Source organism: Amycolatopsis sp. TNS106 (genome assembly GCF_019330265.1).
Classification (GTDB): domain Bacteria; phylum Actinomycetota; class Actinomycetes; order Mycobacteriales; family Pseudonocardiaceae; genus Amycolatopsis; species Amycolatopsis lurida.
Genome location: NZ_CP024972.1, coordinates 3385187 through 3401084 on the forward strand (window position 1 = coordinate 3385187; position 15898 = coordinate 3401084).

Below are 15898 nucleotides of genomic sequence, written 5' to 3' on the forward strand. Positions count from 1 at the left end.
AGGATCGGTCCATGGACCAAGGTGACATCGCCCCGGACTTCACCCTGCCCGACGACAAGGGCGAGCAGCGCACGCTGTCGGGCTTCCTCTCGTCCGGGCCGGTCGTGCTCTTCTTCTACCCCGCCGCGATGACCAGCGGCTGCACCGCGGAAAGCTGCCATTTCCGCGATCTCGCCGCCGAATTCGCCGAAGTGGGCGCGCACCGCGTCGGCATCAGCCCGGACGCCGTCGCCAAACAGCAGGAATTCTCGGCCAAACACGGTTTCGACTATCCCCTGCTGTCCGATGTGGACGGTGTGGTGGCGAAACAGTTCGGTGTATGGCGCAAATTCAGCCCGCTGCACGCCAAACGGCACACCTTCGTCATCGACACCGACCGCAAGGTGCTCGAAGTGATCAAGAGCGAGCTGAAGTTCACCGTGCACGCCGACAAGGCACTCGCGGCCTTGCGCGAGCGCAAGACTAAGGACGCTTGAGCCGCCAGATCCGGGTGACACCCGCGCAGGCGGGGGCGAGCGGCGGTTCGGTGGCCTCTTCGCCGACCATCGTGAACCCCAGCCGCGCGGGCACGGCACCGCTCGCGCGGTTCCTCTCGTCGTGCCGGATCTCGACCTCCGGCGCGCCGAGCCGGAAGGCCTCGTCGGTCAGGAGCCGCGCCGCCCTGGTGACGTAGCCGCGGCCGGTGTGGTGGCGGCCGAGCCAGTAGCCGATCTCGATCCGGTCCGGACGCGTGATCATGCCCGTACCGCCCGCGAGTTCGTCCTCGACGAGGATCGCGAAGTCATAGGTCTTGCCCTCGGCCCAGTTCTTCGCGCTGTTCTCCAGGAAGTCGGCGGCTTCGCGACGGCCGTAACCGTAGGTGGCCCAGATCATCCACGCGCCCAGGTGCGCGGCCGAATCCCCCGCGACGGCGGCGAGGGTTTCGAGCTGCTCCGGCTTCCAGCGGCGCAGCGTGACGACTTCGTCGGCGAGGGTCTCGGCGGGCGGTTCCATCAGTCTCCTCGTGAGTGGTAAGGACGGTTAGAACCGTCCTTACCACTCACGAGGCCGGAGATCAGGTCAAAATCGCGCTGTCCGGGATCTCCGTGTCGTTCTTCAAGGCGTCGAACAGCAGCTTCGACTTCGTCTTGTCCCAGTTCTCCGCCGAACCACTGGTCACCGGCACCGTCGTGGTGACGACGCCGCCCGAGGAGATCCCGCGCATCGCCAGCGCCAGCCCCACCAGGTTGTGCACGTGGTCGCCGGTGTCCATCGTCAGCGCGTCCGGCGCCGTCGACAGCAGCGGGAACAGCGAGAACGGGTTCAGCAGGGTGCCGGGGCTGCCGATCTCGCTGACCAGCGCGCCGATGAACTTCCGCTGGTTGGCGACCCGGTCGAGGTCCGAACGCGGGGTGGCCTCGCTGTGCCGCATGCGGACGAACCCGAGTGCCTGCGGCCCCTGGAGGTCCTGGCAACCCGCCGGGATCTTGATTCCGGTGAGGGTGTCCTCCATCGGCTTCTCGACGCACATGTGGACCCCGCCGATCGCGTCGACGATCTTCGCGAAGCCGCCGAAGCCGATCTCGGCGTAGTGGTCGATGCGCAGGCCTGTGGCACCTTCGACGGTTTTCGCGAGCAGCGTCGGGCCGCCGATCGAGAACGCCGCGTTGATCTTGTTCTTGCCGTGCCCGGGGATGGTCACCTGCGAGTCGCGCGGGAGGCTCAGCAGGGTCGGTTTGGTGCTGTTGGACGGGACGTGCGCGACCATGATGGTGTCGGTGCGCTTGCCGCCACCGGCGGCCTTGCTGTCCCCGGTGACCAGCTTCTCCTGCTCTTCGGGGGTCAGCCCGTCCCGGCTGTCGGAGCCCACGATCAGCCAGTTGGTGCCTTCGGCCGCGACGGGGCGGCCGGAGTAGTCGGCCAGCGCGTCGACGCGGTTGATGGAGAACTCCAGATACACCCACACGCCGGCGAGGAACACCACGAACACGGTCAGCAGGGTGAGCAGCACCTTGCCGAAGCTCCAGCGCTTACGTCGCCGCGGCGGCCGCGCACCATCGTCGGCCGGACGGCCGGGAGGGGGCTGCGGCGGGCCCGGACGGCGCGGTGGCGGGGCGGCGGGCCGTTCCTGGCCGCCGGTCCCCATGGGCCTCGTCCGTTCGTCGTACGGGCTGCTCCCGCGGCCCGGCAGCGGCATCATCTGCGCGGGCTGATGCCGCCGGGGGCGGCCGGACGGCGGCCGTTGCGGCGGCGGCATCCGTCGCCCTCGGTCGTCGCCTCCATACGTCATGCCGAATCACCCGTCCCGATCTCGCGTGTGGGGCCCAGTCAACCGCAGACCCTAGGTGAAGGACGTCCGGCACCCCGCATCGGTTGGGTGGAGCTCACTGTCCGTTTTCGGCGAATCCGAACTGGTGGACCTTGAGATATCCCGAACGGAACCCCGCTTCGGAGTACGCCAGGTAGAACTCCCACATCCGCTTGAAGACGTCGTCGAAGCCCAATTCGGTGATTTCGTCCCACCGCTGGGTGAACTTCTCCCGCCACAGCCGCAACGTGCGGGCGTAGTCCTGGCCGAACTCGCGCACTCCCTGCAGTTTCAGCCTGGTGTGCGCCAGCATGCCCTGCTCGACCGACGTCGTGGACGGGATCAGCCCACCGGGGAAGATGTACTTGTGCACCCAGGTGTAGGACCGGGCCGCGGCGAGCATGCGTTCGTGGTCCATGGTGATGGCCTGGAGCCCGAACCTGCCGCCCGGCTTCAGCCGCTTCCCGATGGTATCGAAGAACGTGGGCCAGTAGGACTCGCCGACGGCCTCGATCATCTCGACGCTGACCACGGCGTCGTACTCGCCGGTCGAGTCGCGGTAGTCGCACAGCCGGACATCGACGCGGTCGGCGAAGCCCGCCGCCGCGATGCGCTCGGTCGCCAGTTTCGCCTGCTCCTCGGAAATGGTCAGTGACGTGACCCTGGCCCCGCGCGCGGCGGCCCGGATCGAGAGTTCGCCCCAGCCGGTGCCGATTTCGAGCACGGTGCTGCCTTCGCGGACGCCGGCGTAGTCGAGGACGCTGTCGATCTTGCGGTGCTGGGCGGTGGTGAGGTCGTCGCCGGGGCCGAACAACGCCGACGAGTACATCATCGACGGGTCCAGGAACGCGCCGAACAGTTCGTTGGACAGGTCGTAGTGGCGGTGGATGTTCGCCCGCGCGCCCTCGACGGTGTTCTCCTCGTCCGCGGGGTGGCCGCGGTCGACGAACCGGCGGAACCGTTGCAGCAGCGGCGGGACGAGCGTCGCCATCCGCTCCGCGAACGGCGTCAGCACCTCGGCGAGCGCGTCGCTCGTCCAGTCGCCGACCATGTAGGCCTCGCCGAAGCCGATCTTCGCGTCCACGCCGAGGCGGTGGAAGAAGGCGGCGGGGCGGTTGAGCCGCATCTCGGGCGCGTCCGGCCCGCCCGAGCCGAGCTGCGAGCCGTCGGGCATGCGCACGCGGACGTCCAGCGGGCGCACCGCCTGCCGGAACAGCTGCTCGGCGATCCGCGCCCGGAACGGGGAATGCGGCGGGGTGGCCAGCCCCGGCCACCGGTTTTCGTCGGGGGTGGGCAGGCCGGACGAACCGGCCGCCCGATCGACGCTCGACGTGGACATGAGTACTCCCTCCCGCCCGGTCTAGACCGGGATCCGCAGCCGTTCCGAGCTCGGCCGCCCCCAGGCGCCGCTCAGCGTTTCGTCGCTTCCCCCGGCTTCGATCAGCTCGAGGGTGAAAGCGCGTACGAGACGGTTCCAGACGCGAGACCTTCGTAGCATCGCGTGCCCTTCGCCGCCTATTTCGAATCGCGCGGACCGCGACGTCACCTTTTCGGCGCGTTCCGCGAAAGCGTGTGATGCCACCGGATCGGTCATCCGGTCCTTGGTCCCGTGCGCGATGAGCACGGCACGCCCGTCGACAGCGCCGACGGGTTCACCCGGTGGTGTCCATGGTGCCAGCGCGCAGACGCCGATGACGGCGGGATCGTCGGCGACGCGCAGGGCGACCCGCCCGCCCATCGAGTGGCCGACGAGGATCACCGGGACCCCGGGGTGATCGTCGTGGATCTGTTTCAAAGCCCAGCGCGCGTCGGCGAGCGCGTCGGTGCCGTGGTCGTTCCAGCCGTAGACCCGGTTGCGCAGGAGCCGCACCTCGGCCCCGTGCGCCCGGCCCGCCCGGTGGACGTCCCTCGCCAGCGGCACCATCCGCTGGTACGCCAGCCGCCACGGCGCCACGCGGGCATGACTGTGCTCCGCGCCGCCGTGCAGGACCAGCACCACGCCTTTCACCTGGCCGCGTGCTCGCCAAGTCCGCACCGCGGGATCAGCCTCGCTCACCCTGGACCCTCCAGTCTCCGAAACCCCGGCCGCAGTGATCGGGTCAACCTCGATCATGACCCGATGTATTCCACTTCGGCCATTGGTCCACGCGATACATTCGTCGCTGATCTCCAGACGGAAGGGCGGATGTGGTGAGCACCACCGAACGTTGTGCAGACGTCGCCGAACGGCTCGCTGAGGCCGAACGGGGCAACGCGGAGCAGATCCGGAAATCGGCCGAGCTGATCCTGGGGGTCATCCGGGCGGACGCCCTGGTGTTCACCGCCGGGGCCGGGCATTCACTGGCCGCGGTCGCCGAGACCTTCTACCGGGCGGGCGGGCTCGCCTGCGTGTACCCGGTCTACCACCCCGAACTGCTGCCGCTGCACGGCGCGCAGCACAGCACCAAGACCGAGCGCCGTTCCGGGCTGGCCGAAGAGGTGCTGGCCGAGCGCGCGCCGGGCCCGGACGACGTCCTGGTGGTGTTCTCGACCTCGGGGGTCAACCCGTACCCGGTCGAACTGGCCGCCGGGGCCAGGAAGCGCGGGGCGTCGGTCATCGCGGTGAGTTCGGCCGCGTCGGTGGCCAAGGCGCCCAAACGCGCGGCCACGACGCTGATCGAAGAGGCGAGCATCGTGCTCGACTCGCACGTCCGCCCCGGGGACGCGAGCTACCCGCCGGACGCGCCGCGGACCGCGCCGCTGTCGACGGTGATCAACGCGTTCCTGTGGAACCTGGTGCTCGCCGAGGTCGTCGACCTCGGTGCGGCGCAGGGTGTCGACGTCCCGCTGTGGCGCAGTTCCAACGTGGACGGTGGCGACGAGGCCAACGCCGCGCTGCTGGCCAAGTACGGCGAACGGGTCCCCGCGCTCCGCTAGCTCCTCCACCGCGCGGACGAGTTCCTTGACTCGTCCGCGCGGCGCTTCTACGGTCACATACCGACCGGTCGGTGTCCGCAGGAGGTCCGTGCCATGACCGAGATCCACGGCGAGTGCGCGGCGGGCTTCGAACCCGTCCGTGCCGCCTTCGAAGAGAACTTCGCCGAACGCGGCGAGATCGGCGCCGCGTTCTCGGTGACGCGGCACGGCGAGACCGTGGTCGATCTCTGGGCGGGCTGGGCCGATCCGGACCGGACGACCCCGTGGCGGGCGGACACGCTCACCAACGTCTGGTCGACCACCAAGGGCATGACCGCGCTCTGCGCGCATCACCTCGCCGACGCCGGGCTGCTCGACCTCGACGCGCCGGTCGCGAAATACTGGCCGGAGTTCGCGGCGGCGGGCAAGGGGGACATCCCGGTGCGCTGGCTGCTCTCGCACCGCTCCGGGGTGACCGGGATCGGCCTCGACCGGCCGGTGACGGTGAAGGAGCTGTACGACTGGGACCACATCACCGGACTGCTCGCCGCGCAGGCGCCGCTCTTCGAACCGGGCACCGCCGGCGGCTACCACGCGCTGTCGTTCGGGTTCCTCGTCGGCGAGGTGATCCGCCGGGTGAGCGGACAGGACGTCCGCGCGTACTTCGCCGGGCACATCGCCGGGCCGCTGGACGCGGACTTCCGGATCGGCCTGGACTCCGACGCGGATCTGGCGCGTTGCTCCACCCTCGTCGAACCCGTGCTCAGCGACGAGATGACGACCGCGCTGACCCAGGCGTTCGCCAACGCCGGCCCCGCCGCCCTCGCGGCACTGGCGAACCCGCGCGTGCAGGGCCGCGACGCCAACGATCCCGAGTGGCGGCGCGCGATCCTGCCTGCTTTGAACGGTCACGGCACCGCCAGGGCCATCGCGACCGTCTACGGCGCGCTCGCCTCCGGGCGGCTGCTTTCGGCCGGCGCGCTGGCGACCGCGCGTGAAGGACAGGGCCGCGAGCCCGACGTCGTCGGCGGGCTGGGCAACGAATGGGCACTGGGGTTCTACCTCGGCAGCGAGGAACGCGGCTTCGGGCCGAACCCGCGCGCGTTCGGGCACGACGGGTTCGGCGGCTCGTCCGGCGGCGCGGATCCCGAAAGCGGGATCGCCTTCGGCTACACGATGAACCGGATGGGGCCGCTGATGCGGGACGATCCGCGGAAGATGGCACTGGTGAACGCGACCTTCGCCTCCCCCGCCCTCGCCTGACCGGACCTCCCATCCCCCTTGGCGCGCTATGGACGGGCCGTTACTTGCGAATTTTGCAAGTAACGGCCCGTTCATAGCATCCGGTCACGCGGCGGCAGGCTCCTCCGAGAACTGCGTCAGGTACAGCGCCGCATAGCGCCCTTCCCGCGCGAGAAGCTCTTCGTGCGTCCCCCGCTCGACGATCTCCCCGTGCTCGATCACCAGGATCTGGTCAGCCGCCCGCACCGTCGACAACCGGTGCGCGATGACCAGCGCGGTCCGCCCCTCGAGCGCGTCGGTCAGCGCCTCGCCCACGGCGGCCTCGGACTGCGAGTCCAGATGCGCGGTCGCCTCGTCGAGGACGACGACCTTCGGCTGCGCCAGCAGGAGCCGCGCGATGGTCAGCCGCTGCCGCTCCCCGCCGGAGAGCCGGTACCCTCGCTCCCCCACCACGGTCTCCAGCCCGTCCGGCAGCTCCCGGATCAGCTCGGCCAGCCGCGCCTTCTCCAAGGCCGACCAGATCTCGGCGTCGGTGACGCCGGGCCGCGCGTATTCGAGGTTCGACCGGATGGTGTCGTGGAAGAGATGCCCGTCCTGGGTCACCACGCCGACGGTTTCCCGCAAGGTGGCGAACCCGAGGTCGCGAACGTCCACATCGGACAAGCGGACCGAGCCCGCGTCGACGTCGTAGAGCCGCGGCAGCAGGGAGGCGATCGTCGACTTGCCCGCACCGGACGAACCGACCAACGCCACCATCTGCCCCGGTTCGGCGCGGAAGCTGATGCCGTGCAAAACCTCTTCGCCACCCCGGTGATCCAAAGTGGACACATCCTCCAGCGAAGCCAGCGAGTATCGGTCCGCCGCGGGGTAGCCGAACCGGACGTCCGAGAACTCCACCGAAACCGGGCCTTCGGGCAGCCCGCGCGGGGAAGGCTTCTCTTCGATCATCGGCTTGAGGTCGAGCACCTCGAAGACCCGCTCGAACGACACCAGCGCGGTCATCACGTCCACCCGGACGTTCGCCAGCGCGGTGAGCGGCGAGTACAGCCTGGTCAGCAGCAACGCCAGCGCCACGACGGTGCCCGGCGCGAGCGCCCCGGTCAACGCGAGGTAGCCACCCAGCCCGTAGACGAGTGCCTGCGCCAGCGCGGAGACCGTGGTCAAGCTGGTCAGGAACCAGCGCGTCAGCATCGCCGTCCGCACCCCGATGTCGCGCACCCGCCCGGCCCGCGCACCGAACTCGCCAGTCTCGCGCTCCGGGTCGCCGAACAGCTTCACCAGCGTCGCGCCCGGCGCGGAGAACCGCTCGGTCATCTGCGTGGTCATCGACGCGTTGAGCCCGCCGGCCTCCCGCTGCAGCTCGGCCATCCGCCGTCCGAGGCGCCGCGTCGGCAGGATGAAGACCGGCAGCAACACCAGTGCCAGCAGGGTGACCTGCCAGGACAACGTCACCATGACCACCAGCGACAGCACCAGCTGGATCACGTTGGTGACCAAACCGGACAGTGTCGCGGTGAACGTGCGCTGTGCGCCGATGACGTCGTTGTTGAGCCTGCTCACCAGCGCGCCGGTGCGGGTGCGCGTGAAGAACGCGACCGGCATCCGCTGCACGTGCCGGTACACCGCGAGCCGCAGGTCGAGGATGATCCCTTCACCGATCCTCGACGACTGGGCCCGTTCGGCCAGCCCGAGCCCGGCGTCGATCAGCGCCAGCACGGCGATCACCACGGCCAGCCACACCACCAGCGAGACGTCGTGCCCGCCGACGATCGCGTCGACCACCTTTCCGGCCAGCACCGGCGTGCTGACCGCCAGCACCGCCGAGACGACGGTGAGCGCCAGGAATATCAGCAATCTCCGCCAGTGCGGCCTGGCGAACCGCGCGACGCGGCGGAGCGTCCCCTTGTGCAGCCCCTTCGGAACATCGGCGGACCTCATCGCCGAGTTCATCAGCGCATACGTGTTGTCCATGAGAACCCTCTCTTCGCCCCCAAAACCTCGATATTAGTCGAGAGTTTTCCCGGATATAAGCAAGACCAACACCGCGGCGCCCCGGATGCTTCCCGGTTTCCGCGTCCTCTTTCCAGCGGGTGCGGCCGCGTCGGTAGCCTGAGCCGGTGACCAAGGACCCAGACCGGCGACGACTGACCATCGACCTGGTCTTCTACACGGGCTGCCTCGTCTACGCCGTCGTGAACACCGCCGTCGCGGAATTCTACGGTTATCGCGTGTGGGCGAACTTCGCTGTAGCGGGTTACGGCCTCGCCGTGGTCCACACCGGCTGGCTGACGATCGCCGCCCGGTGCGGCAAGCCGCTGTCCGGCGCACTCGGTTCGCGGTGGCTCGGTATCGGCGCCATCGGCCTGTTCGCGATGATCCTTCCGTTGGGAATGCTCGTCATTCGCCGTCTGACCGGAGTGGACTGGCTCATCACGCCGGTGTCATGGGCCGCCCAGCCCGAGGTCTGGGTGATCGAACGGTCGGCGAAACTCCTTCTGGAGAACGGAACCCCGTACGTCGACGTCACCGCGCTCGGTCGCGCGGTGGAAGTAAACGATTACACGCCATACGGTCCGGTGATGACCGTCTTCGGTCTGCCACGCGCCCTGTTCGGCGGCGGACCGGTCGCGAACGCCCTCACCGACGCGCGCTGGATGTTCGCGCTGGCGGCCGTCGCCTGCGTGCTGCTGACGCTGCGACTGCTGAAGTGGCCGAAAATCCCGGTCAGCGCGGCACAACTCGCGCTCGCCTGCCCGCTGACGGCGCTGACCTGGGCGGTCGCCGGCCCCGATCTGGCCATCGTCGGCCTGCTGGTGCTGTCCTTCGCGCTGGCCACGACCGGCCGCGCGATCCTGTCGGGTCTGGTGCTGGCGTTGGTGGTCAGCGCGAAACTCATCGTCGCGCCCGCGATAGTGGTGCTGGGTGTCCTCTTGATCACGCGACGTGGCCCTCGCGCACTGGGCGGATTCGCCGCGGCACTCGTGGTGACGACCCTCGTCCTGCACGTCCCCGTCTACCTGGCCGGCCCCAAGGCGTTCGTCGAGCACGTCTTGCGGTTCCCGCTGGGAATCGGCGTGATCAAGTCACCGGCGGCGAGCCCGCTGCCCGGCCACCTCATCGCCTCGCTCGGCCCGGTGGGCACGGCGGTTTCCTTCGCCCTGCTCGGGATCGCGGCCGTCGCGATCCTCGTCTGGCTGCTTCGCCGTCCTCCCACCACTGGCTCGGACGCGCTCCTGCGCATGGCCGTCGGGCTCGTCGCGCTGATCATGCTCACTCCGGCGACGAGGTACGGATACCTGGTGTATCCGCTGGTCCTGCTCGGTGCCAGGCTGGCCTTCCTGGCCGCGGAAACCCGTGAAACAGCGGTCCCTGGAAAGGGAACTGCGCCCCCCGCGCAGCAGTCCGCTACTTCCTCGTGACTACTTCTTCTTGACCCTGGTGGCACCACCACGGCCGCGCAGCTGGACGCCGGACTCCGAGAGGACCCGGTGCACGAACCCGTACGAGCGACCCGTGGACTCCGCGAGAGCGCGGATGCTCGAGCCCTTCTCGTATTTCTTCTTCAGGTCAGCGGCCAGCTTGTCACGCGTGTTGCCGGTGATCCGCGCGCCTTTCTTGAGATCAGCCACGTCGATCGCCTTCCCGCCGAGAGTGTTCTGGGCCACATAACGGCCCCTGTCGCCGCAATGATCGAACACTGAGCGCCGGAATGCCAGACGACGAGCGCAAAACTGCTGAAACCGCGATCACATTGGGCCATTTCAGTGGCCGGATGGCATCGATCAAGCACCCGAACGGACGCAGACCTCACGCAAGCTGGACAAGTTCCAGATAATCCGCCGACCAATGGTCCTCGGTTCCGTCCGGCAAGAGGATCACGCGCTCCGGCTCCAGCGCCTCGACCGCACCCGGGTCGTGCGTCACCAGGACGACGGCTCCCGCGAAGCTGCGCAAGGCGTCCAGGACCTGGGCGCGGCTGGCCGGGTCCAGGTTGTTCGTCGGCTCGTCGAGCAGCAAAACGTTGGCAGCGCTGGACACCAGCCCGGCGAGCGCGAGCCGCGTCTTCTCGCCGCCGGAGAGCGTGCCGGCGGGCTGATCGAGCTGCTCGCCGGTGAACAGGAACGAACCGAGAAGGTTCCGCAACTCCTGCGCTCCGGTGTCCGGCGCGAGGTGACGGATATTTTCCCACACGGACGCATCGTGGTCGAGAGTTTCATGTTCCTGTGCGTAATAGCCCAGACGCAATCCGTGACCTGGAATGGTCTCGCCGGTATCCGGAGTTTCCATTCCGCCGAGCAGCCGGAGCAATGTCGTCTTTCCGGCACCGTTCAATCCGAGCACGACGACCTTCGACCCGCGGTCGATGGCGAGGTCGACTCCGGTGAAGATCTCGAGCGAACCGTAGGACTTCGAGAGTCCTTCCGCGGTGAGCGGCGTCCGGCCGCACGGGGCGGGCTCGGGGAACTTGATCCGGGCGACCTTGTCGGCCTGCCGGGTCTCGTCGAGCGCGGAGAGCATCTGCTCGGCACGGCGGGCCATGTTCTTGGCGGCCACGGCCTTCGTCGCCTTGGCGCCCAGTTTGGCGGCCTGCTGCTGCAGTGCCGACGCCTTCTTCTCGGCGTTCGCGCGCTCGCGGCGGCGCCGCTTCTCGTCGGTGGCGCGCGCGTCGAGGTAGCGCTGCCAGCCCATGTTGTAGAGGTCGAGCTCGCCGCGGGTCGCGTCGAGGAACCACACCTTGTTGACGACGTCGGCGAGCAGTTCCACGTCGTGGCTGATGACCACGAGACCGCCGTCGTGCTGCTTCAGGAAGCCGCGAAGCCAGTTGATGGAGTCGGCGTCGAGGTGGTTGGTGGGCTCGTCGAGCAGCAGGATCGTCTCGGATTTGCCGCCCGCGCCCGCCTCGGCGGCGGCGAACAGGATCCGGGCCAGCTCGACACGGCGTCGCTGACCACCGGAGAGCGTCTGCAAAGTCTGTTCGAGCACCCTGTCGGCCAGGCCGAGGTTGGAACAGATCCGCGCGGCCTCGCTCTCGGCGGCGTAACCCCCGAGGGACGCGAAGCGCTCTTCGAGGCGGCTGTAGCGGTTGACCGCCTTGTCGCGTTCCTTCTCGTCCGCCAGCTCCGACATCGCGGTCTGCGCCTTTTCCATGTTGCGCAGCAAGGTGTCGAGGCCGCGCGCGGACAGCACGCGGTCCTTCGCGGTGACGGACAGGTCGCCCTCGCGCGGGTCCTGCGGGAGGTAGCCGAGCTCGCCGCTGCGGCGGACCTCGCCCGCGTACGGCTCGCCCTCCCCCGCCAGCACCTTGAGCGAGGTGGTCTTGCCGGCGCCGTTGCGGCCGACCAGGCCGATACGGTCGCCCTGCTGGATGCGGACGTTGGTGTCGTCGAGCAGGATGCGCGAACCCGCGCGCAGCTGCAGGCCAGAGGCCGTGATCACGGGAACTCCCGGTAAAAGGGGTGGATGAGCGGACAGCTTCGACTCGTCTGCCGACGGGCAGACGAGGAGCTACTCCAAGAGGATGTCCACGCGATCAGTGTACGGGCCGGTGTCGAACGGTTTTATCCGACCGTGCCCGACGTCACGGCCCGGAGAGGGTGATCTGGACCGCGACAGCCCGCTCCGCCGCGTCTTCCAGCACGGTGCGGCGCGGTTCGGCGATGTCGAGAACGCGGGCCTCGGCAAGCTGGAACAACGGCGCGAGACGGTTGTCCTCGCGCAGGGACGCCAGGGCGCGGCGGTCACCGCCGAGTACGACGGCGTCCACTTCGGACAGGTGCGGGACGAGCACCTCGAACGCGTCGTCCGCGGCGGACCGGAGCGCCGAGCGCGCTTGTCCTTCCCGCCGCCGCGAGAACCGTTGCTGAGACCAGCCGCCCGCAGCGGACCTGCCCTGGACGAGATGCCGGTCCGTCCTGGACTGGACGACCACTCCCCCGCGCGCGATCCCGACACTGTGCCCGCCGCGGCGCACCAGCAGGAGCGCGATCCTCCGCGAGATCAGCGCGTGCTCGACGAGCGGGCCGACGGCAAGACCCGGCACGGTCGCTTCGGCGTTCAGCGGTCCGAAAGGGACGGTCGCGACGGCGACGACGCCGTTGTCCGCGACGACCGTGACGGTGTCCGGGCTCAGCTCGGTCTCGCGGACGCCTTCGTTGCGGACGGCGAAGCGGGCGTACCAGCCTTCGAGGCGATCCGGCGCGACCTCGACCGCCCGTCCCCCGCCTGCTACCTGCCGCACCCTCGCCATGGGTCCAACGTACGGGGCGTGGCGCGGATCAGCAGGGGTCGGTCGTTGCCGTTTCGCGGCGACGACCCGGCTGCCGGGGTTGCGAAAGCACTTTCACAACACCCGCCGCGGCTGGGGCACGTGAGCGCGACGCTCCCGATCGGTGGTGTCGCGAAAGCCACTTTCGCGACACCGCCCGGCCCCGACGCGCGTGAAGGTCCCCTTTCCTCAGCCGAGGAAAGGGGACCTTCACGGACCACAAGAGAGGCTAGACCGGCTTCACCGGGCCGCGCCCCACCGACTTCCCGACACCCGCGGGCCGCTCCGCCACCCCGGGCTGAACGAAACCGTTGATGTGCAAGGAGATGGCGCGGATCGACCCGGTGTCGCCACCGGCGACGTCCACCGCGGTGAACTTCCAGGTGCCGTCGGCGGAACCGGCGGCCAGGCCGCCGAACGCCTGCGCCGGCTTGTAGGTGCCGGTGAACGGCGCGTTCACCGCGCTCACCGAACTGAACGCGGTGGCCGCGTTGTCGGCGAAGACGACCTGGCAAAGGTTGTTGCCCGAGCCGCCGCTGCGCTGGAACACGGTCGCCTTCGCACCCGAGGGCGACGTCAGCGTGCCGACCAGGTCACCGACGTACGAGTGGTTGATGCCCACCGTCGTCGAGGTCTGGTCCGCGTTGCAGGTCGCCCCGTCCACCGAGAACGTCAGCTTCGACGCGCGCCCGACGCCGCTCACCGTGATCGGCACGGTCACCCCGGTCGGGTCGCTGTCCGGGATCGCCACGGCGTCACCGGCGTAGGCGAAGTCCCGCGACACCGGCGACGGGGTGCCGACCGGCAGCGAGAACGTGGACGTCGTCGGCGAGTACGAACCCGCGAAGGTCACGCGTGCGGTCAGCACCACCGGCACCCCGAGTTCCTGCGTGGCGGGAACGGTGATGGTGAAGTCGTTCACGCCGGTCTGCCCGGGGCTGATCGTGCCGTACGACTTCGACCGCGGCGCCACCGTGACACCGGGGGTCGGGCTGGAGAGCACGACGCTGGTGGACGTCGCGGTGCCGTCACCGCGGTTGGTCACCGGCAGGGTCACCTTGGCGGTGTCGCCCGGGTCGAGCGCGGAGCCGCCGTCGGCCGGGGTGACCGTCGGCTGGCCCGCCGACGCGAGCGGCTGCGGGCTGGCGCCGGTGTAGGCGAGCACCTTGTCGGCGAGGATGACGCCCGCGCCGCTGGAGTTGTCGCGGCCCGGGGCGAGGATGTCGACGGCGGTGTTGATCAGTGCCTCGCGCACCTCGGCCGGGGGCAGCCCCGGGTTGCCCGAGAGCACCAGGCCCGCGATCGCGGCGGCGTGCGGCGCGGCGGCCGACGTGCCGTAGAACGTGGTGAAGCCGGTGACACTGGTCGAGACGCCGTCGGCCGCGGTGATATCCGGCTTGGCGCGGACCTCACCACCGGTCGCGGACACGTTGCCCGGGGTGATCGGCGTTCCGTCGGCCTGGTAGAACATCCGCCGCGGACCGTCCGAAGTGAACCGTTCGACCTTCGTGGCCGCGCCGAAGGCACCGGGGAACGGGCCGGCCGGGTTGGCCGGGTCGCCCGGTTCGAGGGCACGGGGGAACGCCTTGGCCGCCGGTGCCGCCGCGACACTGAACGCGTCCCGCGCGGCCGAGTGGCCGACGGTCACGCCGGGGCTGGTGTAGGCCTTGAGACCGTCGGCCGAGTCGGAGAACCGGCCGCGCAGCGCGGACAGCGAAAGGTAGCGGCCTTCCCCGGAGAACTTGACGATGGCCAGTCGGAGTCCGGCGACGCCCGTGGTGTCCACCCGTTCGTAGGCGTCCTGAGTGCCGCTCTGGACGTCCTGGCTGAAGTCGACGACGTTGCCCGCCGCGTTCAGCAGGTACAGGTCGTAGTCGTTGTTCGAACGGCCCAGCGGGTCGGACCAGAACAGCGTGACCGGCACCCGGCCCGACGCGCTCGAGAGCGGCTGGAAGATCTGGTTGCCCGCGGCCCCGGCGAAGTTGTGCGCGGTACCGGCGTATTTGCCGACGCTCTTGCCGGAGTCGACGAAGTCGCCTTCCCAGTGGCCCGAGGTGCCGTCGGTGACGTTGCCTTCGTTGCCGGCCGAGGAGAAGTACAGCGCGCCGTCGGAGGTCACGTCGTTCACGGCCTGGGCGATGATCCAGTCCTGGAACGGCGATTCCTTGAAGTACAGGACGTCGTCGACGATGACGTCGCACCCCGCGTCGAACCGCAGTTTGCGGATGTTGTCGGCGAAACTGGCGTCGGAGTTGAACGCGCTGGCGAAACCAAGCGCCGCGTTCGGCGCGAGATCGTGGATGATCTCGAGCATCGCGGTGCCCTCGTCGCCGTCGCCTTCCTGGCCGGGGATCACGTCGACGCCCGCCGGGAGTTCGCCACGCGCCTGCGAGGTCGCGAGCGAGTCGATACCGTCGGACAGCGCGCAGATCTTGGTACCCACACCGGTGACACCGAACTGCTGGCGCGCGGTGTCGGCGTTGTGCGCGCGGTCGCCTTCGCTGGTGACCGGTCCGGCGGCGATCCCGGCCTGCCCCTTGGCGTCGACGGCCTTCTTCAGCTCGTCCGCGATCCGGGCGGCCTTCTCTTCCTTGCTCTCCCGCTTGCCCGCGGTGGCGGGCTCGGCGAGCTGGCGGGCGGTGAACGCCTCGTTGGCGGTCTCGACCTTCTTGACGTCGGCGCGGGCCGCGATCGCCGGGACCGCGTTCAGCGGAACCTCGGCGCGCACGCTGCCGTACCGTTCGGACACCGCGCGAATCCCCGCACCGGATTCCCGCAGTCCCTTGAGGAGTTCTTCCGAGACCTGGCCCCGGATGTCCACGAGTACGGTGCCGGCCGCGGAGACATTCGCCCCAGACCCCAGTGCGGGAACCGCTGAGGCCGGCATCCGCTGAGCGCGGAGCTTCTGTTCGACGAGCAGTCGGCTGTCCACTTTGGACTCGCCGGCGTTCTGGCTCTTCTTGATCGACTGCAGCGCCTCGATCTGCCGGACGGTGTTCGCCGAGAACGCCTCCGGGGATCCGCCGCTTTCGGCCGCCGCGACGGGCGGGCTCACCAGACCGAGCGCGGTGACGAGGGCCGCGGTGCCCGCGGTCAGGATCGTTCTTCTTCTCCTACTAGAACGGGTTGGACGCACGTGCGCCTCCGATTCCTAGGCGCGTGCCCCGACTCACGCTGACCGACGCCGGCGATCACCGGCTGGATCAAGC

13 protein-coding genes are annotated in these 15898 nt (G+C 69.4%); 4 read left to right on the plus strand and 9 right to left on the minus strand.

Annotation, left to right across the window (positions count from 1 at the left end):
- The first annotated feature begins 11 nt into the window (after nucleotides 1–11).
- Nucleotides 12–476 (plus strand): peroxiredoxin, encoded by a 465-nt coding sequence (locus tag CVV72_RS14950; RefSeq protein ID WP_219153005.1) that lies wholly within the window; start codon nucleotides 12–14, stop codon nucleotides 474–476.
- On the opposite strand, the gene CVV72_RS14955 is transcribed toward CVV72_RS14950, so the two are convergent.
- From CVV72_RS14955 to CVV72_RS14970, 4 genes are all read right to left on the minus strand, one after another.
- Nucleotides 463–993, minus strand: a complete 531-nt coding sequence (locus CVV72_RS14955) for a GNAT family N-acetyltransferase (protein WP_219153006.1) — start codon at nucleotides 991–993, stop codon at nucleotides 463–465. The two genes, CVV72_RS14950 and CVV72_RS14955, sit on opposite strands and share 14 nt — an antisense overlap.
- Before the next feature lie 61 nt (nucleotides 994–1054).
- The gene (locus CVV72_RS14960; protein WP_219153007.1) at nucleotides 1055–2269 is read right to left on the minus strand and encodes an LCP family protein; all 1215 of its coding nucleotides are present in this window, start codon (nucleotides 2267–2269) and stop codon (nucleotides 1055–1057) included.
- Between the two features lie 94 nt (nucleotides 2270–2363).
- Nucleotides 2364–3626: a cyclopropane-fatty-acyl-phospholipid synthase family protein gene (locus tag CVV72_RS14965; RefSeq protein WP_219153008.1), complete on the minus strand. Its 1263-nt coding sequence runs from the start codon at nucleotides 3624–3626 to the stop codon at nucleotides 2364–2366.
- Nucleotides 3627–3647: 21 nt separating this feature from the next.
- Nucleotides 3648–4343 carry an alpha/beta hydrolase gene (locus tag CVV72_RS14970; RefSeq protein WP_219153009.1) on the minus strand — a complete coding sequence of 232 codons (696 nt, stop codon included), beginning with the start codon at nucleotides 4341–4343 and terminating at the stop codon, nucleotides 3648–3650.
- Between the two features lie 131 nt (nucleotides 4344–4474).
- Between CVV72_RS14970 and CVV72_RS14975 the strand changes: the two genes are divergently transcribed.
- Together CVV72_RS14975 and CVV72_RS14980 are read left to right on the plus strand one after the other, a co-directional pair.
- Entirely contained in the window at nucleotides 4475–5203 is a 729-nt protein-coding gene (locus CVV72_RS14975; protein WP_219153010.1) for an SIS domain-containing protein, read from the plus strand.
- Between the two features lie 93 nt (nucleotides 5204–5296).
- Nucleotides 5297–6445 (plus strand): serine hydrolase domain-containing protein, encoded by a 1149-nt coding sequence (locus CVV72_RS14980; protein WP_219153011.1) that lies wholly within the window; start codon nucleotides 5297–5299, stop codon nucleotides 6443–6445.
- A gap of 84 nt (nucleotides 6446–6529) precedes the next feature.
- On the opposite strand, the gene CVV72_RS14985 is transcribed toward CVV72_RS14980, so the two are convergent.
- Complete coding sequence (locus CVV72_RS14985) at nucleotides 6530–8395, minus strand: ABC transporter ATP-binding protein (RefSeq protein ID WP_219153012.1); 1866 nt, start codon at nucleotides 8393–8395, stop codon at nucleotides 6530–6532.
- Between the two features lie 146 nt (nucleotides 8396–8541).
- Here CVV72_RS14985 and CVV72_RS14990 point away from each other — a divergent pair, with 146 nt between their 5' ends.
- The gene (locus CVV72_RS14990) at nucleotides 8542–9843 is read left to right on the plus strand and encodes a glycosyltransferase family 87 protein (RefSeq protein WP_219153013.1); all 1302 of its coding nucleotides are present in this window, start codon (nucleotides 8542–8544) and stop codon (nucleotides 9841–9843) included.
- On the opposite strand, the gene CVV72_RS14995 is transcribed toward CVV72_RS14990, so the two are convergent.
- The 4 genes from CVV72_RS14995 to CVV72_RS15010 form a co-directional block, all read right to left on the minus strand.
- Nucleotides 9844–10053 (minus strand): helix-turn-helix domain-containing protein, encoded by a 210-nt coding sequence (locus tag CVV72_RS14995; RefSeq protein ID WP_003071237.1) that lies wholly within the window; start codon nucleotides 10051–10053, stop codon nucleotides 9844–9846.
- Nucleotides 10054–10231: 178 nt separating this feature from the next.
- Complete coding sequence (locus tag CVV72_RS15000) at nucleotides 10232–11860, minus strand: ABC-F family ATP-binding cassette domain-containing protein (protein ID WP_034311834.1); 1629 nt, start codon at nucleotides 11858–11860, stop codon at nucleotides 10232–10234.
- A gap of 142 nt (nucleotides 11861–12002) precedes the next feature.
- Nucleotides 12003–12671: an acVLRF1 family peptidyl-tRNA hydrolase gene (locus CVV72_RS15005; protein WP_219153014.1), complete on the minus strand. Its 669-nt coding sequence runs from the start codon at nucleotides 12669–12671 to the stop codon at nucleotides 12003–12005.
- Between the two features lie 247 nt (nucleotides 12672–12918).
- A complete protein-coding gene (locus CVV72_RS15010; RefSeq protein ID WP_219153969.1) occupies nucleotides 12919–15789 on the minus strand; it encodes a S8 family serine peptidase in 2871 nt (956 codons plus the stop codon).
- Nucleotides 15790–15898: the final 109 nt, after the last annotated feature.